We start from the raw sequence: 21743 nt of genomic DNA on the forward strand, positions 1-21743 counted from the left end.
AGCAAATGCGTGGAAGCAACCTCATTTGGACAATTGTGGGCGTCCTGGCAGCGATTGCCTTGATCATATGGATCGCTTCGGCCATCTAGCGTCCATCTCTTCAAGAGTTGACGAAGAAGCCTCTACCGCGGGTCGGTGGAGGCTTCTTCGTGTGGCGGCGCGGAATGTCCTCATGGAGGGCAGTGACTATTTGCCGGACGTGCCATGGCCGCGGTCTGTCTCAGCCTTGACGCTCCCGCAGGGCCCCTATATCCTGAACGAACGGTCGGTAATTATTTCGCGGCCGGACTACGTACAGTGAGGTGACCATCGTGGCAACGCAGACCGACGCCGGCGACCAGAAGTTGCACGCCGTGCCGTCCGCTGAGGACGAGGCCGGACAGGCCTACTTTGACAAAATCATCGCCGAGGATTCCCGGATCGAACCCGCCGACTGGATGCCGGAGAAGTACCGCAAGACGCTGACCCGGCAGATGTCCCAGCACGCGCACTCCGAAATCATCGGCATGCAGCCGGAGGCCAACTGGATCACGCGCGCCCCCAGCCTGAAGCGCAAGGCCATCCTGATGGCCAAGGTGCAGGACGAGGCGGGCCACGGGCTCTACCTCTACTCCGCCACCGAGACGCTGGGCACCCCGCGCCACGTGCTCAACGAGCAGCTGATGTCGGGCAAGGCCAAGTACTCCTCCATCTTCAATTACCCGGCGAACAACTGGGCGGACATGGGCGCCATCGGCTGGCTGGTCGACGGCGCCGCTATCGCCAACCAGGTGCCGCTCTGCCGCGCTTCCTACGGTCCGTACGGCCGCGCGATGGTCCGCATCTGCAAGGAAGAGTCCTTCCATCAGCGCCAGGGTTTCGAGATCCTGCTGGAACTGGCCAACGGCACCCCGGCCCAGAAGCAGATGGCCCAGGACGCGGTCAACCGCTTCTACGCCCCGGCGCTGATGATGTTCGGACCGACTGACACCGATTCGCCGAACTCGCAGCAGTCAATGGCCTGGAACATCAAGCGCTTCTCCAACGACGAGCTGCGCTCGCGGTTCGTCGGCATGATCCAGGAGCAGGTCAAGGTCCTGGGCCTGACGCTGCCGGACGACGAGATCCGTTACAACGAGGAAACCGGCATGTGGGAGCACGGCGAACTTAACTGGGACGAATTCTACGAAGTTCTCGCCGGCCGCGGCCCCTGCAATGCGCAGCGGATGGAACGCCGTCGCGAGGCACATGAGAACGGCGCCTGGGTGCGCGAAGCAGCAGCCGCTTATGCGGCCAAGAAGGCACAGAAAGCACAGGTGGCCTAAGTGGCAACAGGAGACCAGACGTCAATGGCGCAGCCCGTCAAACCGGCGCCCGAGGAGACCTCGGCATTGTCGGACAAGCAGCCTTGGCCGCTGTGGGAAGTTTTTGTCCGCTCTTCACGCGGGCTCTCCCACGTGCACGCAGGTTCGCTGCACGCCCCTGACGCCGAGATGGCCGTCCGCAATGCCCGGGACCTGTACACCCGCCGCAACGAGGGCGTCTCGCTGTGGGTTGTGCCGGCGTCGGCCATTGTGGCCAGTGACCCGGACGCCAAGGGCGAGTTCTTCGAATCGCCCAAGGGCAAGGACTACCGCCACGCCACGTACTACACGAAGAGCGAAGGGGTGAAGCACCTGTGAGCGGCGAAAGCGCTACCCGGATCACCCCGGGCAATGCCCTGCGTCCGGAAGACATCGCCCAGCAGGTGACCGAGGGCAACAAGGCCAGCGAGGACGTCGCCGACTACGCGCTGCGCTTGGGTGACGATGCGCTGATCCTGGCCCAGCGCCTGGGCTGGTGGATCTCCCGTGCGCCGGAGCTGGAAGAAGATGTGGCGCTGGGCAACATTGCCTTGGACCAGATCGGCCACGCCCGGTCCTTCCTGACCTACGCAGGCTCCGCCTGGGGCAAGTCGGAAGACGACCTGGCCTACTGGCGCGGCGAGAGCGAGTTCCGCTCCAGCTACCTGGTGGAGCAGCCCAACGGCGACTTCGGCAGGACCATTGCCCGCCAGCTGGTCATCGCCGCCTACCAGCACGAACTGTATTCGCGGCTGGTCGATTCGCAGGACGAAACTTTGGCGGCCATCGCGGCCAAGGCGGTCAAGGAAGTGGACTACCACCGCGACCACGCCGAGCAGTGGACTGTGCGCCTGGGCGACGGTACGGAGGAGTCGCACCGCCGCATCGCCGCAGGGTTCACCTCGGTCTGGCCGTACGTGCAGCAGCTGTTCGAGGACGACGACCTGATCGACCGCCTGGACGGCATCGCCGTGCGGCCCTCGGAACTGCGGGCAAGCTTCGATGCTTACATCGCGGCTGTTTTTGCCGAGGCCACCCTGGAGGTCCCGGACGTCCAGCCCGCAATGACGGACAAGACCCGCGTCAAGCACAGCGAACACTTGGGCTACCTGCTGGCCGAAATGCAGGTGCTGGCCCGCGAACATCCCGGCGCCACCTGGTAACAGGTGCCGGTCCTTTCGGAACAGGTCCTCTTCGGAACAACGGAGCAATTCATGTCCACAAACACCGCGCAGCGGCCAGCTGAAACCGAGGGAGCCCGCGTCTGGGACGTTGCGGCCACCGTCTGCGATCCCGAGATCCCGGTGCTGACCATCGAGGACCTCGGAATCCTGCGGTCCGTCTCAGTGCTGGATGAAACCGACGACGGCGGCCGGCCGGCGGTCGAGGTGACCATCACCCCGACCTACTCCGGCTGCCCCGCGATGGACGCCATCAGCGAAGACGTCGCCAGCGCCTTGGCAGCCGAGGGGTACGCCGACGTCCGCGTGAAGCTGGTGCTGGCCCCGGCCTGGACCACGGACTGGATGACTGACGAGGGCAAAGCGAAGCTGAACGAATACGGCATCGCGCCGCCGTCGGGCTCCGCGCCGATCCGCACCGGACCGGTCAAGGTGGGGCTGAGCGTGAAGTGCCCGCTCTGCAATTCGCTCAACACCCGCGAGCTCTCCCGCTACGGCTCCACCTCCTGCAAGGCGCTGTACCAGTGCAATGACTGCCACGAACCCTTCGACTACTTCAAGGTGCTTTAGATGACTACTTCCACCACGGAGGCCCCGGCGGCCAAACGCCGCGGCACGTTCCACCCGCTGTCCGTCGCCGAGGTCCGCAAGCTCACCGACGAGGCCGTGGAGGTCACGTTCGCCGTGCCGGAGGAACTGCAGGGGCAGTTCGACTACGTGCCCGGGCAGTACGTGGCGCTGCGGACCACGCTCGAGGAGCAGGAAATCCGCCGCAGCTACTCCATCTGTGCCGAGCCGAAGCCGGGCGAGATCCGCGTGGCCATCAAGCGGGACATCGGCGGCCTGTTTTCCAATTGGGCCAACGACAACCTCAAAGCCGGCGACGTGCTGGACGTGATGAGCCCGGCCGGCGCATTCATTTCCAAGCACCAGATGACGGAAATCAACCATCCGGAACATATCAATACCGACGTCGAGGCCACCTTCGTGGCATTCGCCGCCGGCTCCGGGATCACCCCGGTGATCTCGATCGCCCGGACGGTGCTGGCCGCCAACACGAACGTCAGGTTCGACCTGGTTTACGCGAACAAGGCGGCCATGGACGTGATGTTCGTGGAGGAACTGGCGGATCTGAAGGACAAATACCCCACCCGCTTTGCGCTGCACCATGTGCTCTCCCGCGAACAGCGCATCTCGCCGCTGCTCTCCGGCCGGATCGATGCGGAGAAGCTCACCAGCCTGTTCGACAGCGTGCTGCGGACCGAGGACGTGGACGAATGGTTCCTCTGCGGCCCGTACGAGCTGGTGCAGCTGTGCCGCGATACCTTGGCCGAGCGCGGCGTGCCGGCCGACAAGATTCGGTACGAGTTGTTCTCCACCGGCGAGCCGACCAAGCCGCAGGGCAACATCGGCCGCCCGGTGCAGGTGGACCCCAGCGCAGACAACTACGACATCACCTTCACCCTCGACGGGCTGACCGGCAAGGTCGCCTCGCCGAAGCACGCCCGCGAGTCGGTGCTCAACGCGGCGCTGCGGGTACGCCCCGATGTCCCGTTCGCGTGCGCGGGCGGCGTTTGCGGCACCTGCCGTGCCAAGGTGGTCTCCGGGACGTTCACCATGGAGGAGAACTACGCGCTGGAACCGGACGAGATCGAGCGCGGCTACGTGCTCACGTGCCAGACCCATCCGACCAGCAAAGAAATCACCGTCGACTACGACGCCTAGCCCCCGTTGGCCGACCAAGCGAGCTGACGATACCGGTGGCCGACCAAGCGAGCGTAGGCTTCCGGTGATCGACCAAGTGAGCGCCAGCAAACGCGCGGAGACCAAGCGAGCGTAGGCTTCCGGTGATCGACCAAGTGAGCGCCAGCAAACGACACCGGTGATCGACCAAGTGAGCGCCAGCGAACGCGCGGAGATCCGCTAACCGCGCCACCCTGAGAGGAACTACGGATGAGCATGATCGAACTGTCCATCGAGGACAACGTCGCCGAAGTGGTGCTGAATGCACCGGCCAAGATGAACGCCCTGGACGAGCAGGCAGTGGTGGATCTGGGCAAGGCGTACGACGACGCCGCTGCCGCCGGTGTCCGTGCCCTGCTGCTCCGCGGCGAGGGCCGCGGATTCTGCGCCGGCCGCGACATCTCGCAGGTGGATCCTGCCACTGACGACGCCTACGGCTACCTCTCCGGCGTTGTCACCCCGGTGCTGCGGAAGATGGCGGAATTCCCCGCACCCACGTTCGCCGCCGCGCAGGGGGCCGCGCTCGGCGTCGGGCTTGGCCTGCTGATCGCCACGGACGTGGTGTACGTTGCCGATTCGGCGAAGATCGGTTCCCCGTTCGCCAACCTGGGTGCAACGCTGGACTCGGGCGGGCACTGGCTGTTCACCGAGCGGCTCGGCGCGCACCGCACCCTGGACCTGATCTACACCGCCGAACTGATGAGCGGCGAAGAAGCAGTCCGGGCCGGGCTGTTCAGCCGCGCCATGCCCGCGGACGAACTGCTGGAAACCACGCGGGGAATCGTCGGCAAGGTCGCCCAGGGCGCCACCGGTGCATTCCGTGCTTCCAAGGAACTGGTGGCCAACATCCGCGACCAGCGGCTGGGCCTGTGGCTGGCCACCGAAGAGGAGAACGCCGCCCAGGGCCGGCTCTGCAAGAGCGACGACTACGCCGAGGGGTTCAAGGCCTTCCAGGAGAAGCGCAAGCCGGTCTTCAAGGGCTGAGGTTCTCGCTCCTGCCAGAGCCCGCCGGCTCTGGCAGGATGGCTCCATGAGCGCCAAACCAACCGCCGCAACGGCGGCTGCCTGGACCGTTGCCATCCCGGACCGCGAACTGTTGTCTGCACTGGGGCCACTTCCCGCCGGAATCGGCCGTCCCGTGGGATTTCGACGGCGAACCGGACGGCGCGCAGGTCGATCAGATCGACGTCGTGGTGCTGCCGTACCCTGATGCGGCAGGCGCCCTCCCGCGTCTGGCCAAGCTGAAAAACCTGAAGCTGGTGCAGGCCCAGACCACCGGCGTAGACGGAATCGCCGACGTGGTCGGACCGAATATCGCGATCGCCAGCGCCGCCGGCGTGCATGCGGCCTCCACCGCGGAACTCGCCGTCGGCCTGATGCTCGCCTCGCTGCGGGGAATCGACGTAGCCGCCCGGGACCAGCCAGAGGGCCGCTGGCGCCATGAGCGTCGGCTCTCCTTGGCCGACCGGAAGGTCCTGTTGGTGGGCGTGGGCGGCATCGGCATGGAAATCGCGCGCCGCCTGGAGCCCTTCGAGGTTCAGCTGACCCGGGTGGGTACTCACGCCCGGGATGACAACGATGGCCACATCCACGGCACCGGGGAGCTGGAGCAGCTTGCCGCCTCCCACGATGTCCTGGTCGCCATTACGCCCCTGACCGACGCCACCCACGGTCTGATCGACGCCGCAATACTGGCCGCTCTCCCGGACGGCGCGCTAGTGGTCAACGTTGCCCGCGGGCCGGTAGTGGACACGCACGCCTTGACCGCCGAAGTTGTCTCCGGCCGGCTGAGCTGTGCACTGGACGTGACCGACCCCGAGCCACTGCCGCCGGACCACCCGCTGTGGCGGGCCGGCAACGCGCTGATCACCCCGCACCTGGGCGGCGACACCACAGCGTTCGAACCGCGGATCGTCCGCCTCCTCCAGCAGCAGCTAGCGGCGATCGCCGCCGGCCAGACGCCGCAGAACCTGGTGCAGCCAGGCTGTTTCCGCAACAGTTCCAGCGAGCTTCAACCGCGATAGTTCCGGGGCTAGACAACCGCGGCGGGGCGCGAGCAGGATGGAGGCGGCGCGTCGGGGCAGCCGCCCAGCGCCGAAGGAGGGATGACAGATGGGCATCATCGTGGCCAACATGTTCCTCACCCTGGACGGCGTCTATCAGGCGCCGGGCGGGACCGACGAGGATCCGGAGAACGGCTTCGGCTATGGCGGCTGGCAAACACCGTTCTTCGACGATGAATCCGGGGAGGCGATGGGCGCTGTCATCGACCGCATCGATGCGCTGCTGCTCGGACGGAAGACGTACGACATCTTCGCGGGGTACTGGCCGAATGCCGGCGACGACTCTCCAATCGCCGCGAAGTTCAACGCGGCGCCGAAGTACGTTGTATCCACCAAACTGACCGATCCGTCATGGGCGGGAACGACGGTCTTGCCCCATGCGATGGCTGCCGCGCACCTGCGCGAACGTCATGACGAGGTGCACCTCTTCGGCAGCGGCGACCTGTTGCAGTCGCTCTTCACCGAGGACGTGGTGGATCGCCTCAACCTATGGCTCTATCCGATCACCGTAGGCAGCGGCAAGCGTCTCTTTGGCTCCGGTACGATTCCGGCGGCGTTCCGTCTGGTGGGACCGGCCCGCACCTTCGAGAAGGGTGCGGTGGCGCTGGTCTACGAGCGCGCGGGAGAAGTCGAGACGGGCAACATGGACGAGGTTGTGGCAGGCCGGAGCGACGACGGCGGATGACAACCGGGGCCATGGACGACGGCGGCTGACAACCGGGGGACGGTTGACCACCACAACGACGGCTGACAACAAGAACGACGACACCAGGCCGCGAGCAAGGCTCAGCGGGTATCCAGGTCTTCGAAGACCAGGAACGTCTGGGTGTCCAGAATGCCGGGCATCGACTGGATCTGGTCAAAGATGACCCGGCGCAGGTCCACGTTGTCCACCGCGCGGACCAGCAGGATGACGTCGAAGTTCCCGCCGACCAAGGCGATGTGGTGTACCTCAGGGATGGCCCGGAGCGCCTCGCGCAACTCGCGCCAAGAGTGCTGCCGCAGCTTCAGCGTCACGTAGGCCGAGGCCTTGAGGCCGGCCTTGATCGGGTCAACCAAGGCAGTGAACTTGGTCAGCACACCGGCTTCGGTCAGCCGCGAGATCCTCGAGTAGGCGTGGGCCCGGGAGATGTGAACGTTTTCCGCCACCGCGGTGACCGAAAGCCGGCCGTCCTTGGTCAGCTCCGCCAGAATCCGACGGTCAATCTCGTCCAGCTGCGGGACTTTGACCGGGGAGCTCTCTGCCATACGTCTACACCTCGTGGGGTTATCCAGCTCACAGTAACAATTTGTCTCCAAGCGTACGGCTGATTGCGCAAATTTTCCACGCTTTGCCGCAGAAGTGGATACGAAAAGTATCCCAATCTCATACTAAAGCTACACAGTTTCTTCAGGCAGAGGCGGCCGCGGTACGGCCGGACGGCCTGGCTGGGGCGGCAACACCGCCGCGGCCGACCAAGGATTTCGAGGGAGACACCATGACTATCTCAATCGGTAACCCGATCGAGGGATCGATGGCCGATCCGTCCCGCCGCGCCGGCATGGACGATCCGGTCACCGCCGAGGCCTACATGCTGCCCTCCGGCGAGCCCGTGCAGTTGGTAGATCCGGACGGCCGGCACGTGCACAACGACAAGTACCCGCTGCCCGACGGCGAGGCCCTGCTGCAGGCCTACCGCGAGCTGGTGGTGGGCCGCCGCGTCAACGACCAGGCCAACGCGTTGGTCCGCCAGGGCCGGCTGGCCGTTTATCCGTCCTCGCACGGGCAGGAAGCCTGCCAGGTAGCCTCTGCGCTCTGCATCGGCGAGAGCGACTGGCTGTTTCCGACCTACCGCGACACCGTGGCCGTGATCGCTAAGGGCGTCGACCCGGTGCAGACCCTCACCCTGCTGCAGGGCGACTGGCACGGCGGCTACGACCCGTACGAGCACAAGGTCTCCATCCAGGCCACGCCGCTGGCCACCCAGTTGCTGCACGCCGTGGGCGTGGCCCACGCGGCCAAACTCAAAGGCGAGGACACCGTCGTCGTCGCTCTCTGCGGTGACGGGGCCACCAGCGAAGGCGACTTCCACGAGGCGCTGAACTTCGCCGCGGTGTTCCACCTGCCCGTGGTGTTCTTTGTGCAGAACAACCAGTACGCCATCTCCGTTCCGCTGAACAAGCAGACCGTGGCGCCGTCGCTGGCACACAAGGCCATCGGCTACGGCATGCCGGGCGAGCGTGTGGACGGCAACGACACCGCCGCCCTGCTGGCCGTGCTGGGCAAGGCAGTGGACCGCGCGCGCGACGGCGGCGGCCCGGCTCTGGTGGAGGCACACACCTATCGGATGCAGTCGCACACCAACGCCGACGACGCCACCCGGTACCGTACCGACGACGAAGTGGCCGAGTGGGCGCCCAAGGACCCGCTGGTCCGCCTGCGGGCCTACCTCAAGGAGCTGAACGTCCTGACCGAAGAGCTGGAAGAGGAGATCGCCGGCCGGGCCGAGACGGTTGCCGCCCAGATGCGCGACGGCCTCAACGCCGAGACCGAAGTGGACCCGGAGGACCTGTTCCGGTTCGTCTTCACCGAAAAGACCAGCCAGCTGCGCGAGCAGGCCGCCATGCTGCGCGAAGAACTCTCGCGCGAGTCGGCCTGACCGCCGCCCACCGAAGGACACACCATGAGCACAACAATGACGTTCGCCAAGGCGCTGAACACGGCACTGGCCGATGAAATGGAAGCCGACGGCTCCGTCGTCGTCTTCGGGGAAGACGTGGGCCCGCTGGGCGGGGTTTTCCGCATCACCGACGGGCTGACGAAACGATTCGGCGAGGAACGCTGCTTCGACACCCCGCTGGCCGAGTCCGGCATCATGGGCATGGCCATCGGCATGGCGATGAACGGTCTGCGCCCGGTGGTGGAGATGCAGTTCGACGCCTTCGCCTACCCGGCGTTCGAACAGGTGGTCTCGCATGTGGCCAAAATGCCGAACCGCACCCGCGGCAAGGTCAAGCTGCCGATGGTCATCCGGATTCCGTATGCCGGCGGCATCGGCGGCGTGGAGCACCACTGCGACTCCTCCGAGTCCTACTACGCGCACACTCCCGGGCTGACCGTGGTGGCCCCGGCCACGGTGGAGGACGCCTACACCATGCTCCGCGAAGCCATCCGCTTCCCGGACCCCGTGGTGTTCCTGGAGCCCAAGAAGCTGTACTTCTCCAAGGAGCAGCTGGACCTTGAGGCCCTGCAGTCGCGCTGGGGAACCCCGGCGCTGGACCGGACCGATGGACCGGAGCCCACCGCAGCCCCAGCGGAAGGTGGATTCGGCCGCGCCGTGGTCGCGCGCGCCGGAACCGATGCCACGCTGATTACCTACGGTCCGTCCGTGCCCACCGTGATGAAGGCCGCCGCAGCCGCCGCCGAGGAAGGCCGCTCGCTGGAGGTCATCGACATCCGCTCCATCGTTCCCTTCGACGACGAGACTGTGATGGCCTCCGTGCGCAAGACCGGCCGCGCCGTCGTGGTCGCAGAAGCCCCCGGTTTTGCCTCGGTCGCCTCGGAAATCGTGGCACGGGTGCAGGAACGCTGCTTCCACTCGCTCGCCGCCCCGGTGCTGCGCGTGACCGGTTTCGATATTCCGTACCCGGCGCCGAAGCTGGAGCACTTCTACCTGCCCAGCGTGGACCGCATCCTGGACGCCGTGGACGAACTGCAGTGGGAGGACGCGTAGCCATGACGCGACAAGTATTCAAGCTGCCGGATCTGGGCGAAGGCCTGACCGAGGCCGAACTGGTCAACTGGCTGGTCAACGTGGGCGACGAGATCCGCGTGGACCAGCCGGTGGCCGAAGTGGAGACCGCCAAGTCCATGGTGGAGGTGCCCAGCCCCTACGCCGGGACCGTAGCCGTGCTGCACGGCGCCGCCGGGGACACCCTGGATGTGGGCAAACCGCTGATCTCGGTGGATGCTCCGGGTTATGTGCACGACGACGCTGCGTCGGGTTCCGCGGGATCCGCACCGCAGGCGGGGGAGGCCTCTGGCAATTCCGCGCAGCCCGCCGCCGGGCATCCCGACGGCGAGGCTTACCGGAACGAGGAACGTGCCGGCATCAAGGAACCGGAAGCGGCTGAGTCCGGCTCCGGCAACGTGCTGATCGGCTACGGAACCCCGGGCGGATCGGCCGGCTCCAAGCGCACCCGCAAGCCCAAGACCGGCCGCGTCGCCGGGTCTCTGCTCGGCGCTGGCGCGCCTCCGTCGACCACCGGCGCCCCGCTGTCGAGCGCCCCGGTGGTCGACCAAGCGAGCGCCAGCGAGCGCGTGGAGACCCGCGTGGAGACACGCGGCTCGGCGCCACTGGTCATCTCGCCGCTGGTCCGCAAACTGGCCCGCGACGGCGGCCTCCGTCTGGCCGACATCGCCGGCACCGGCGACGACGGGATGATCCTGCGCAAGGACGTCGAAGCCGCGCTCGCCGGCGCCCCGGTTACCGACCGGTCTCTGCTCGGCGCGGGCACCCCGGTGGTCGGCGGGTCTCTGCTCGGCGCTGGCGCGCCTCCTTCGACCACCGGCGGCAGCGCCTTCGGTGCCGACGCCCGCACTGGTCTCGACATCTCTGCCCGCACGCCGATGAAGGGCGTCCGCAAGACCGTGGCGCAGGCGATGTCGCGCAGCCGCACCGAAATTCCCGAAGCCACCGTCTGGGTGGACGTGGATGCCACCGCGCTGCTGCAGATGCGGGCCGACCTCAAGCGGCGCGACCCGGAGAACACCCCGGGGCTGCTGGCCTTCATCGCCCGGTTCGTGCTGGCCGGACTAGCCAAGTACCCGGAGCTGAACACCCGGGTGGAAGGCGAGGAGATTGTCGGCTTCGACGGCGTCAACCTGGGCTTCGCCGCCCAGACCGACCGCGGGTTGATGGTGCCTAGCGTCCGCAACGCGGATAAGCTCAGCGCCCGCCAACTGGACACCGAGATTAGGCGGCTCACCGCCGTCGCCCGTGACGGCAAGGCCACTCCCGCCGAGCTGACCAGCGGTACCTTCACGCTGAACAACTACGGGGTCTTCGGTGTGGACGGCAGCGCCGCCATCATCAATTACCCCGAGGTGGCGATCCTCGGCGTCGGCCGGATCATCGACAAGCCGTGGGTGGTTAACGGAGAGCTGGCCGTCCGGAAGGTCACCGAACTGGTGCTGGCCTTCGACCACCGTGTGTGTGACGGCGGCACGGCCGGCGGCTTCCTGCGCTACGTCGCGGACGCCATCGAAAACCCCGGCAGCGTGCTGGCGGACCTGTAGCCGCTGTTCCCGCAGGCCAGCGGACCTGTAGCCGCTTTCCCCGCGGGCCGTAACCGCTGTCTCCCGTAGGCCGGAGCCTGAACCGGCCTGCGGGAGAGCGGCGCAAATGCCCCTAGCTGGCCGATCCGCCGGACGCTACGCTTAGGCATGATCACTCTGCCAGAGGCGTACCAAAAGTATCTCTCCGGGTTGTCTGCACACCATGCCGAGGCGCTCCGGCCGGTGTTCCTCGAATCGGTTGCTGATGGGGAACACGGCATCTCGATCCGCGGCATGGGGTCCAAGCATGTGCAGGCGTACGTCGACGACTCCGTGCCGTTCGGCGAAATCCGCGAGGAAATCCGCCACGCCCACGAGTACTGATAATTGGGGCCCGTTGCGCTGGGGCCGCGGCCGGTAGCCGCGACCATGCTTTCTCGTGTGCCCGTCGCTTCGCAGCCGGTCTCATTCTGTGCCCTTCTGTCTCCGTGCCGTCGTTCGGCGGAACGGGCCGGCGCGGTACGGTAGCAGGAAAAGGCCGTGCCACCCGCGGCCAGTGTGCGAGGCGATGGAGTGTGACGGCCGATGAGCGATGCCGCCCGATCAGAGGACAGGACCGGCGAACCGGCAGAGACCATACAGGTCGCGCCGGGAAACTATGTCATCCGTACCCCGGAGTACCTGCTCAACACCGGGCTGGTCGTCGGCACGAACAAGGCCCTGGTGGTGGATACCGGCGCCGGCCCGCGCCAGGCAAAGCGGATCTACGCCGCAGTGCGCCGCCTGACCAAGCTGCCGCTCGTCGTCGTCAATACGCATTTCCACTATGACCACGTCTTCGGCAACGACTACTTCGCGGCCCAGGGCGTGCAGGATTTTTATGCGCACCGCAGTTGCGCGCACGACATCGCCGAGAACGGCGCGCTTCAACGCGCAACCGTCGCTGAGACGGAACCGGAAATGGCGGCCGCCCAGGGCGAGGACACCGCGATCAGGATCCCCACCAGGCTGGTGGACACGGAGATCACCGTGGACCTGGGCGGGGTCAGCGTCAAGCTTTTCCATTTGGGTCTGGGCCACACCGACGGCGACCTGCTGGTCGGCTCGCCCAGCACCCTGTTTGCCGGCGACCTGGTGGAGCAAGGTGCGCCGCCCGCGTTTGAAGACTCCTACCCGCGCGACTGGGTCGAGACGCTGCGGCGGATCTCCGGCCTGCGCCACGAGTACGACGTGCTGGTGCCCGGCCACGGCCAGACCGTCAGCGACGCCTTCGTGAAGAACATGTGCGAGACCATGGCGCTGGCCGTCCGGATGGGGGAGCAGGCCAGCCGTGACACCCCCGCGGACGCCACCAAGGCCATCCCGATCCTGCCCTACGGCCCGGTGCAATCCCGCTCCCTGCTGCAGCGGCTCAAAGCCAACAGGTGAGCGGCACAGGCGACTTCAGCCTCCGCCAGATAGCGCTTCCGGCGTTCGGCCCCTCGGTGCTGTACGGCGTCGGCATGGGCGCCATCGCCCCGGTCATCGCGCTGCGGGCCCACGACCTTGGAGCCAGCTTTGCGGTGGCCGCGCTGATGACCACCGACGTCGGGCTGGCCTCGCTGCTGACCAACCTGCCGGCGTCGGCCCTCACGGCAAGGTTCGGCGAACGGAGCGCGCTGGTCGCGGCAGCCGTTTGGGCGATGGCGGCCATGGTGCTGGGGGCCACCGCCACGAGTTTGCCGCTCTTTGCCGCGGCGATCTTCATGGTGGGCATGGCCGGTTCCGTGTTCAACCTGGCCCGGCAGTCCTACCTGACCGCGGCCGTGCCGCACCACCTGCGCGCCCGCGCCATGTCCACGCTCGGCGGGACCCACCGGATCGGCATCTTCGCCGGCCCCTTCCTGGCCGCTGCGGCCATCGCGCTGGGCGGTATCCCGGCGGCGTTTTGGCTGGGCGCTGCGACCATGGTGCTGGCGGCCGCGCTCTCGCTGACGGTGCCCGACTTCGAGCCGACAACGACGGCGGTGCCGGGCGCGCCGCCGGTGACCATCCGCGGCATCTTCACCCGCCACTGGCGGACCTTCGCCACGGTGGGCGTCGGAGTGATGCTGGTAGGCGCCGTCCGCGCCTCGCGGCAGGCCGTGCTGCCGCTCTGGGCCGCGAATCTGGGTCTGGATGCGTCGTCGGCGTCGTTGATCTACGGCTTGTCCGGTGCCGTCGAAATGCTGTTGTTCTATCCGGCCGGCAAGCTCATGGACATAAAAGGCCGGATCTGGACCGCGGTGCCGTGCATGGCCATCATGGCCGCGGGGCTCATCTGGATCCCGTTCACCACCGGCTTCACCGCGCTGCTGCTCGCGGCGCTGCTGATGGGCGTGGGCAACGGGATGGGGTCCGGAATCGTCATGACGCTTGGCGCCGACTATGCGCCGGCAGCGGGACGGCCGCAGTTCCTGGGCCTGTGGCGACTGGTCACTGACACCGGCATCATGGGTGGCCCGGCGCTGCTCAGCGCGGTTACCGCCCTCGTGTCGCTCTCCGTGGGGATATGGACGACGGCGGGGCTCGCCATTCTGGGAGCGGTCGCCTTGGGATACTGGATCCCGCGGACACGACCCGCGGAAGCTCCCGAAGGTATCACCCGGGCCCCAGCGCGTCGGCGCGGCAGCCCGGCCGGGTGACAAGCCGCTATCCGGAGCCATATCCCGAGTGGCTACCCCGCGTTGTTACTCCGAGTGGCTAGCCCGCGTTGTTAACCCGGGGAATCAGGCGGACGGTTTTCGCTGTCCGCGTCCCAGTGCAGGTCGGCCCCTTCACGGATCGGCAAGGCTTCGATTGATGGGTCGGCCACCAAAGCCTTGATGAGCTCCCGGCTTCCGGCCACGATCGTCGAGTCCCAGTCGATCTCGGTCACCAGCACCCAGCTGTGGTCGTCCGGCCACAAGATGCTGGGTGACTGTGGAAAGGCTGAACCATCGTGCCACGGTGCCTCGCGGGGCCACCCGCGTCCCGCGAAGGTCTGTATCCCGGCACTGAACAGGTAATAGGCACGGTCCGGCAGTTCCAGCACCGGGCCGTTGACAACATCCTGAGGCAGGATCCCGGAGCCTGGCCCTCCGTCAGCCACGAAGTATCCCGAGGCAACCGACGTCGGACCGTCGGCGGATTGACGGAGCGGCATCGGTGCATCGGACGCGGCGAGCACGGCAGATCCGCCTGAGCTGGTCAAACCGCCCCAGCCTTCCCAGACGGCTGCAACGCCCCTGGTGGGCGTGGTGGTGTGGTCGGCGAGGTGGTCGGCGGCAGCGGCGAGGGCTCCGGCGTCAAGATTGCCAGGCATGGGCTCGACATAGCGCCAGCCGGCGGCATCGAGCACGTCGTTTCCGCCGTCGGGTGGGGAGCCGATGAGACGGTGGAACTGTGCCAGCGGATGCATGACGGTCCCGAAAGCCTCCGCCACCGTGCTCCACGACACCTGTTCCGAGGTGACCTGGAATTCGCCGGCGCCAGCGCCTGTCGATGTGTCCCCGCTTCTCCCAACCTGCCCTTGCTGGCTTCCCGCCGGCACCGGCCGGTCGCGCTCGGCCGGGTGGAAGATCCGCGCGTAGGCCGGGTAGCCACGCGGCACGGCCACGTGCATGGTGGACGACCCAGCGGACAGCCGGGGACTCAGCCATCGACCTTGTTCATCGTTGAGAAGGGCGTCCATCCGTACAGCCTATTCAGCGGATGCACCCCGTGGCGCCAACGAAGCGCCGGCCCGTGGTACCGAAATCGCGCTATTGGTTCAGTGCCTGCGGGACTGGAAGCCGAACAGCCAGGTCAGCAGTGCGCTCAGCAGCATGCCGGTGCCGGTGATCAGCCCCATTCCTGCCCAGAAGAAGAACGGGATCCTGCCGTCGCCGGGGACCGGGGCGGCTCCGATCTGTTGGGCCAGCAGGTAGAGACCGGCGGCCACGCCGATCCCCAGCACGGCCAGCAGCCAGCACAGCCGCGGCCACCAGACGGAGGCCGCCCAGAAACTGCCGTAGCCTGACCAGACGTTCCAGTCGTTGCCGTGCCGCAGCACGAACGGGCCGGCAGCCAGGGCCCAGAATCCTGCCACCAGGAAGGCAGCCACCACATCGGCTGGTCGGTGCCAGCCGTTGATCAGCGTCGCTGCCCCGGCCAGCACGGCATATAAGCCGCCGCCCGCCGCGGCAAAGGGGCGCCAGCGCGGCGAGACCACCAGGAAAATGGCCAGGGCCGCGGCCGCGGCGATCGTTGTATGCCCGGAGGGTAATGAATTGTGCTCCAGCGTCGGCACGCCCCGGTCCGGCCGGTCCAGAATGAAGTTCTTGAGGATCCACGTGGTGGCTGCCGACGCCGCGACCACGCCGACGCCGATCGCAGCGGGGAGCCACCGCCGTCGTACCAATGCCACCACCAGGAGCACGGCGGCCGCCACCGCCACCGAGACGTCCGGCAGCAGGTCCAGGAAATCCAGGAACACGCCGCGACCCAGGCGCCAGCCGGCCTCCGCCTCTGCCCACGCCGATTCATCCGCGAACTGGCCAGTGGTAGTCCGGACGAAGGCGTAGTAGTTCAGCGCAAACGCGCCCGCACACACCAGCGCACCCAGCCAAAAGAGGGCAGGAGCGTGCGCAGCCGGACGGCGGGTCGCGGTCCGGGGGCGGAAACTGGAACGCTGCGAAGTCATCGATTCAAGGGTCGCACACAATACTGACAGGATCCGGGGAAGCGCCAGCAGCCGTACAGTGGGTTTGATGATTCCGCACCAGTTTCAAGACCACTCCGGGCGCGACGACCTGCCCGCGCTTGCCGATCTGCTGACCACCGCGCGCGTGGTTTCGCTCCCAATGAAGGTCCGTTTTCGCGGGGTAGTGGAGCGCGAGGTGCTGCTGCTGGAAGGGCCGGCGGGGTGGGCGGAATTCTCGCCATTTCTTGAGTACGACGACGCCGAGGCCGCCGCGTGGCTGGCCGCCGCGGTGGAGGCAGGCTGGCAGGGATTCCCGCCCCCGGTCCGTGACAGCGTGCCGGTCAATGCCACCGTTCCCGCCGTGGCACCGGAGCAGGTGCCCGGAGTGCTGGCCCGTTATGACGGTGCACGAACGGTGAAGATCAAGGTCGCCGAGACCGGCCAGGACATCGACCAGGATGTGGCCCGGGTAGCGGCCGTGCGGGCTGCTGCGCCCGACGCCAAGCTGCGGGTGGATGCCAACGGGGGATGGGATGTTGCAGCGGCCGTTGCCGCGCTGACCAGGTTGGCCGAGTACTCGCTGGAGTACGCAGAGCAGCCGGTGCCGGAAATTGCCGGGCTGAGGGACGTCCGGACCGAATTGCGCCGGCGGGGTATTGACACACCCATCGCCGCGGACGAAAGCGTGCGCAAGGCGGCCGACCCGCTGCGGGTGGCCTGTGAAGAGGCCGCGGACCTGATTGTGGTCAAGGTGCAGCCGCTGGGTGGTGTACGCCGGGCACTGGACATCGTTGCGCAGGCCGGACTCCCCGCCGTCGTCAGCTCTGCCTTGGATTCCTCGGTGGGGATTCGCGCCGGTGTGGCCCTGGCCGCGGCGCTGCCGGAGCTTCCCTACGCCTGCGGCTTGGCCACCGTATCCCTGATGGACGGCGACGTGACCACCGATTCGCTGGTACCCGTGGCCGGACAGCTGCCGGTGCGCGACGTGGTGCCTGATCCGGTGCTGCTGGACCGCTTTGCCGCCCCGGAGGACCGGCGGCAATGGTGGCTCGATCGGTTGGAGCGGACCTACCGCCTGCTGGAGGGGTGATCACCCGATTTGCTGCTGGGCCGGGGATATGGCGGCTGGAACGGCGACCTGCAGGCTCCTCGAGACACGACCTGCTGACCTGCTGACCTGCTGGGACGGTGGCATGTTGGCTGCTGACCTGCCCATTGCTGGAGCCCACCGGCGATTGAAACCGTGACCGAGCGGCGCGAGAGCGGTGCGACAGCGCTGACCTGTGGAGGGGCGGTGGTGGGTTAGTGCATCTTGGGGAACGGGCGGCTTTTCGCCTATCACCCGGCTGCGCTCAGCTTTAGCGCGCCCACGGAAGTCTCTCCTCTCTGGGGCGTTCTGTTTGAGCGACGGAGAGTCATGCGGTTCCCCGGGAACCAGTTCCCAGGGGGTCCCCTTCGACGCCAAAACGTCCGAGGCAGCCGATAGCGTGAGCGTATGGGCAGCGAGGACATCAAGCTCGAATTTCCGGTTTCGGGTCAGGGACTGGTGATGGATCTTGGTGTTCCGGCGCGTCCGGACAGCTCGCTGCTGGAGGCGCTGTTGCAGCAGATCCTGGTGGATGCCCTCCTGCAGCGCTACGGCTTCTCGCCGGAAGATACCTGGGGCAGCCCCGCGGGCACAGGTGCTGTCGATCCTGTAGCGCGGCAACAGCTTGGCACCGAGACCGCAGTCCCGCTGGACGGTAGCGCGGAGGCTCCTGATGCCTTCTCATCCTCAGCCGCAGAGAGCTCCGCGGATGAGCCCGTGATACCGGAGGACGGCGCAGGTATACCGTCCGAGCTGGCACAGCTTCTCGCTGCAGTGGATCCTAGGGTGCTTGACGATGCGCAGGCCATTGATTTTTTGAAGGCTGCCGCTCGGGTGGAAGCCTGGGTCCAGTCGTGCCAGGTGCAGGCGCTGAACCGCTTCGCGCTACTCCGGGCCGGGCAGGGCGGGGAACGAGATCCGGAAGGCTTCTCCCGGTTCGCGCCGCAGGAAATTTCGGCTCATTTGTCCACCGGGGAAGCCGCCGCGAGGACTATGCTGGCAGACGCCCGCAACATCTGTGCCCATTTGCCGGCAACACTCCGAGCCATGAGCAGCGGTGATCTGGACTTGGCTCGCGCCAAAGCTCTGGCCAGAGGCTCTGCCGATCTACCGGCGGATAGCCTCGAGGAATTCGAAGCGGCAGTGCTTCCTGGCGCCGGCAATATCACCGTGGAGTCCGTGAGGTCGCGGGCCCGGAAGATGCGCGACCGGCTGCACCCGGAGTCTTTATCAGAGCGGCACCGGCGGGCGAACGAGTCCCGGGACGTGCAGCTGACGGATCAGGATGACGGCATGGCCGAACTGTGGATCCGGCTGAGCGCCGACAAAGCCCACCTGGTCTTCGACCGGATTCAATCCACCGCACGTTTCCTCCAAGGGCCCGGGGAGGAACGGACTTTGCCGCAGTTGAGGGCCGATGTGTTCTCCGACCTCCTGCTGGACGCTCCGGCTCCGGCTGCGGCGCCGGTTGCGGAACTGGACGTGAAACCTAGCCCGGCTCCGACTGGGGAACTGGATGAGAAACCGGATGTGGCATTGGCCGCCCGCACCGAGTTGATCCCTGAACCGGCACGGGGGAGACCAAGTAGTAGTGCGGGGCCGGGGATGCTGGTCACGATGCCGCTGACCACGCTGCTGGGACTCAGCGAGGAGCCTGGAGATTTGGCCGGACATGGGCCTATTCCACCGGAGATGGGCCGACAACTATCCCAATTGGCGAAATCTTGGTTGTTGGTGCTCACGGATGACCAAGGCCAGGCCATCGCAGCAGCCCGGAAGCTGAGGATTCCACCCGAATGGCTGAAGCGACTCGTCCGCGTCCGGGACCGGCACTGCCGCTTTCCCGGTTGCCGCCGGGCTGCGCAGCACTGCGAGATCGATCATGTCATCGCGTGGCAGGACGGCGGGCTGACCGTTCTGGAGAACCTGCAGTGCCTGTGCGTTGCGCATCATGCGGCGAAGACCGCGGGTGAATGCAGTGCAGAGGCGGGTCCCAACGGTGAGATCACCTGGACAACGCGAACCGGCCATCGCAAGACCACGTTTCCTGACGAAGGCTGGGACGCACTCCTGCCGCGCGCTGCCGGTGGCGAGAGCGAAGCCCAAGGCGAGAACGACTGCGAGAGCAGGAGTACGGCCGGCAACGGAAACGCCGAAACGAACGAGCCCGGAACCAACACCCGCGGAACCGGGGACAGGAAGCCCGGACGGACCCTCGGCGGCATTGAACTGCCCGACGAGGAGGACACCGACCCGAACGCGCCGCCACCGTTCTGACCCTGTCGTTGTATTGAACCTCGACGCTCCACCGTGGGAATCCCGGGCATCGGGTGGGTGAGGTGTTTTGCCCGGTGTTGGCCAAGAATTCACCAGCGCTCAGTCTGCCGGTCAGTTTCAATCGAAACGCTAAGGCAGGGAACCGACAGACTGAATGTGGAAGGCGAAATCGTGACCGATACCAAGAAGCGCTACCTGCCGATGCTGGGCCATGTGGCCGGTAAGCGCAGCGCCGTGACCTGCGCGCTCAAGTGCGACAACGCCTGTGCCAAGGGCGTGTGCAACACCTCCGAGAACAACTACTTCCGAGACATCGTCTCGGCCGAGTACTCCCGGCGGCGGATGATGGGGCTGGGCGGCGCAGGCGCGCTCGCGTTGATGTTCGGCGGCGGGGCGGCCGCCGAGGCGCAGGTCGGGCTCGCCCCGGCCGCCAAGGCCGGACAGGTAGCAGGGAACCGGAGCAAGCTGAAGTTCGACGGCATCAAGGCTGTGCCGAACAACGTGGACGACGTCGTGGTCCCCAAGGGCTACAACTGGGATCCGGTGATCCGCTGGGGCGACCCGCTGTTCCACGACACCCCGGAGTTCGACCCGGAGAACCAGACGAAGGAGTCCCAGTCGGGCCAGTTCGGCTACAACAACGACTACCTGGACATCATCGAAATTCCGGGCAGCAAGGGCAAGCGCGCGGTGCTGTTCGCCAACCACGAATACACCAACGAAGGCATCATGTTCCCGCCGAACATGCCGGTTGAGCGCCAGCGCGAGGTCGCGATGGCCGCGCACGGCCTGTCCGTGGTGGAGCTGGAGCGCAAGGGCAAGGGCCAGCCGTGGCGGTACGTGCGCGGTGCCCAGCTGAACCGCCGGTTCCTGATGGACACCGAATACGAACTGACCGGGCCGGCTGCTGGCTCGGACCTGCTCAAGACCCAGGCCGATCCCACCGGACGCTTGGTGTTCGGCACCCTGAACAACTGCGCGGGCGGCACCACTCCGTGGGGAACGGTCCTTTCGGGCGAAGAGAACTTCAACCAGTACTTCAAGGTGGCGGCTCCGACCGCGGAGCAGCGCCGCTACGGCCTCACGTCATCCAACCCGTCGCGCGGCTGGCAGATGCCGGAACCTCGCTTCGACACCGACCGTCCCGAAGGAAAGAACGAAGAGAACCGGTTCGGCTGGATTGTGGAGGTCGACCCGTTCGATCCCACGTCGACTCCGCGCAAGCACACCGCCCTGGGCCGGTTCAAGCACGAAGGCGCCAACGTGACCATCGCTGCCTCCGGCCATGCGGTGTCCTACTCCGGCGACGACGAGCGCTTCGACTACCTGTACAAGTTCGTCTCCAAGGGCAAATACCGCGAGGGCGACAAGAAGCACAACATGACGCTGCTGACCGAGGGCGATCTGTTCGTGGCCAGCTTCAAGGGCAACTCGCCGCAGAACCAGATCGACGGTTCCGGCGTGCTCCCCTCCGACGGCGCGTTCGACGGAACCGGGCACTGGATCCAGCTGACCCGGGACGGCAAGTCCCTGGTGCCGGGCATGGGCATCGACCAGGTGCTGGTCTACACCCGCCTGGCCGCCGACGCGATGGGTGCCACCAAGATGGACCGGCCGGAGGATGTTGAGATCAACCCGGCGACCGGCAAGATCTACATGGCCTGCACCAACAACACCTCCCGCACCCGAGCACAGGCGGATGAGCCGAACCCGCGGGCGAACAACCGCCACGGACACATCGTCGAAATGACCGAGACCGGCGACCAGACCTCCACCGAGTTCACCTGGAAGCTCATCCTGGTGGCCGGCGACCCCGCGGTGGACGAGTCCGTCTACTTCAGCGGCTACCCGGCAGACCAGGTGCAGCCGATCTCCTGCCCGGACAACCTGGCCTTCGACGCCGCCGGCAACCTGTGGGTGTCCACCGACGGCCAGCCCGGCACCATCCAGCGCAACGACGCCCTCTTCCGCGTCTCGCTGCGGTAACTGTCAACCTGTTTGAGATTTTTGGGACTATCCCTTTAACGGTGTATCCGGCGGTTTCCATTAGTAGTTTTCAGCGGTCGGGAACCGGTCGCTGAAGGTGATGGCGAATGCGTTGAGAGCGGGCTTCCAGCGCGTTACCCATCGCA

At 66.7% G+C, this 21743-nt stretch carries 20 protein-coding genes; 17 read left to right on the top strand and 3 right to left on the bottom strand.

Annotation, left to right across the window (positions count from 1 at the left end; translation table 11 throughout):
- Positions 1-311: 311 nt before the first annotated feature.
- The 8 genes from paaA (at position 312) to E4J89_RS09435 (ending at position 6994) form a co-directional block, all read left to right on the top strand.
- Positions 312-1304: a 1,2-phenylacetyl-CoA epoxidase subunit PaaA gene (gene paaA / locus E4J89_RS09400; RefSeq protein ID WP_136785855.1), complete on the top strand. Its 993-nt coding sequence runs from the start codon at positions 312-314 to the stop codon at positions 1302-1304.
- A gap of 24 nt (positions 1305-1328) precedes the next feature.
- Positions 1329-1661, top strand: coding sequence for a 1,2-phenylacetyl-CoA epoxidase subunit PaaB (paaB, locus tag E4J89_RS09405; RefSeq protein WP_136785856.1), 333 nt, complete (start codon positions 1329-1331; stop codon positions 1659-1661).
- Positions 1658-2485, top strand: coding sequence for a 1,2-phenylacetyl-CoA epoxidase subunit PaaC (paaC, locus tag E4J89_RS09410; protein ID WP_136785857.1), 828 nt, complete (start codon positions 1658-1660; stop codon positions 2483-2485). The genes paaB and paaC overlap by 4 nt, the downstream gene beginning before the upstream one ends.
- A 51-nt stretch (positions 2486-2536) precedes the next feature.
- Complete coding sequence (gene paaD / locus E4J89_RS09415; protein WP_136785858.1) at positions 2537-3073, top strand: 1,2-phenylacetyl-CoA epoxidase subunit PaaD; 537 nt, start codon at positions 2537-2539, stop codon at positions 3071-3073.
- On the top strand, positions 3074-4228 hold the full coding sequence (gene paaE, locus E4J89_RS09420; RefSeq protein WP_136785859.1) for a 1,2-phenylacetyl-CoA epoxidase subunit PaaE: 1155 nt from the start codon (positions 3074-3076) through the stop codon (positions 4226-4228).
- A gap of 234 nt (positions 4229-4462) precedes the next feature.
- On the top strand, positions 4463-5230 hold the full coding sequence (locus E4J89_RS09425) for an enoyl-CoA hydratase-related protein (RefSeq protein WP_136785897.1): 768 nt from the start codon (positions 4463-4465) through the stop codon (positions 5228-5230).
- Between the two features lie 89 nt (positions 5231-5319).
- The gene (locus E4J89_RS09430; RefSeq protein WP_346763379.1) at positions 5320-6270 is read left to right on the top strand and encodes a 2-hydroxyacid dehydrogenase; all 951 of its coding nucleotides are present in this window, start codon (positions 5320-5322) and stop codon (positions 6268-6270) included.
- An 88-nt stretch (positions 6271-6358) separates the two neighbouring features.
- Positions 6359-6994, top strand: a complete 636-nt coding sequence (locus E4J89_RS09435; RefSeq protein WP_136785860.1) for a dihydrofolate reductase family protein — start codon at positions 6359-6361, stop codon at positions 6992-6994.
- A 101-nt stretch (positions 6995-7095) separates the two neighbouring features.
- On the opposite strand, the gene E4J89_RS09440 is transcribed toward E4J89_RS09435, so the two are convergent.
- Positions 7096-7557: an Lrp/AsnC family transcriptional regulator gene (locus tag E4J89_RS09440; RefSeq protein ID WP_136785861.1), complete on the bottom strand. Its 462-nt coding sequence runs from the start codon at positions 7555-7557 to the stop codon at positions 7096-7098.
- A 266-nt stretch (positions 7558-7823) separates the two neighbouring features.
- On the opposite strand from E4J89_RS09440, the gene pdhA reads away from it, so the two are divergent.
- The 6 genes from pdhA to E4J89_RS09470 all read left to right on the top strand — a co-directional run bounded on the left by pdhA (position 7824) and on the right by E4J89_RS09470 (position 14229).
- Positions 7824-8948 (top strand): pyruvate dehydrogenase (acetyl-transferring) E1 component subunit alpha, encoded by a 1125-nt coding sequence (gene pdhA / locus E4J89_RS09445; RefSeq protein WP_240691822.1) that lies wholly within the window; start codon positions 7824-7826, stop codon positions 8946-8948.
- Between the two features lie 24 nt (positions 8949-8972).
- Entirely contained in the window at positions 8973-10022 is a 1050-nt protein-coding gene (locus E4J89_RS09450; RefSeq protein WP_136785863.1) for an alpha-ketoacid dehydrogenase subunit beta, read from the top strand.
- Positions 10023-10024: 2 nt separating this feature from the next.
- A complete protein-coding gene (locus E4J89_RS09455; protein ID WP_136785864.1) occupies positions 10025-11587 on the top strand; it encodes a dihydrolipoamide acetyltransferase family protein in 1563 nt (520 codons plus the stop codon).
- 147 nt (positions 11588-11734) lie between these two features.
- A complete protein-coding gene (locus tag E4J89_RS09460) occupies positions 11735-11950 on the top strand; it encodes a hypothetical protein (protein ID WP_136785865.1) in 216 nt (71 codons plus the stop codon).
- Positions 11951-12151: 201 nt separating this feature from the next.
- A complete protein-coding gene (locus E4J89_RS09465) occupies positions 12152-12994 on the top strand; it encodes an MBL fold metallo-hydrolase (protein WP_136785866.1) in 843 nt (280 codons plus the stop codon).
- The gene (locus E4J89_RS09470; protein WP_240691817.1) at positions 12991-14229 is read left to right on the top strand and encodes an MFS transporter; all 1239 of its coding nucleotides are present in this window, start codon (positions 12991-12993) and stop codon (positions 14227-14229) included. The genes E4J89_RS09465 and E4J89_RS09470 overlap by 4 nt, the downstream gene beginning before the upstream one ends.
- Positions 14230-14300: 71 nt before the next feature.
- Here the strand turns inward: E4J89_RS09470 and E4J89_RS09475 are convergent, their stop codons facing one another.
- Complete coding sequence (locus E4J89_RS09475) at positions 14301-15257, bottom strand: hypothetical protein (RefSeq protein WP_136785867.1); 957 nt, start codon at positions 15255-15257, stop codon at positions 14301-14303.
- A 78-nt stretch (positions 15258-15335) separates the two neighbouring features.
- The gene (locus E4J89_RS09480) at positions 15336-16247 is read right to left on the bottom strand and encodes a phosphatase PAP2 family protein (RefSeq protein WP_136785868.1); all 912 of its coding nucleotides are present in this window, start codon (positions 16245-16247) and stop codon (positions 15336-15338) included.
- 67 nt (positions 16248-16314) lie between these two features.
- Here E4J89_RS09480 and E4J89_RS09485 point away from each other — a divergent pair, with 67 nt between their 5' ends.
- The 3 genes from E4J89_RS09485 to E4J89_RS09495 all read left to right on the top strand — a co-directional run bounded on the left by E4J89_RS09485 (position 16315) and on the right by E4J89_RS09495 (position 21597).
- A complete protein-coding gene (locus tag E4J89_RS09485; protein WP_136785869.1) occupies positions 16315-17337 on the top strand; it encodes an o-succinylbenzoate synthase in 1023 nt (340 codons plus the stop codon).
- Between the two features lie 405 nt (positions 17338-17742).
- Positions 17743-19611, top strand: coding sequence for an HNH endonuclease signature motif containing protein (locus E4J89_RS09490; protein ID WP_136785870.1), 1869 nt, complete (start codon positions 17743-17745; stop codon positions 19609-19611).
- 201 nt (positions 19612-19812) lie between these two features.
- Complete coding sequence (locus E4J89_RS09495; RefSeq protein ID WP_240691823.1) at positions 19813-21597, top strand: PhoX family phosphatase; 1785 nt, start codon at positions 19813-19815, stop codon at positions 21595-21597.
- The last annotated feature ends 146 nt before the right edge of the window (positions 21598-21743 follow it).

This window comes from Arthrobacter sp. CAU 1506, assembly GCF_005047635.1.
Taxonomy (GTDB): domain Bacteria; phylum Actinomycetota; class Actinomycetes; order Actinomycetales; family Micrococcaceae; genus Crystallibacter.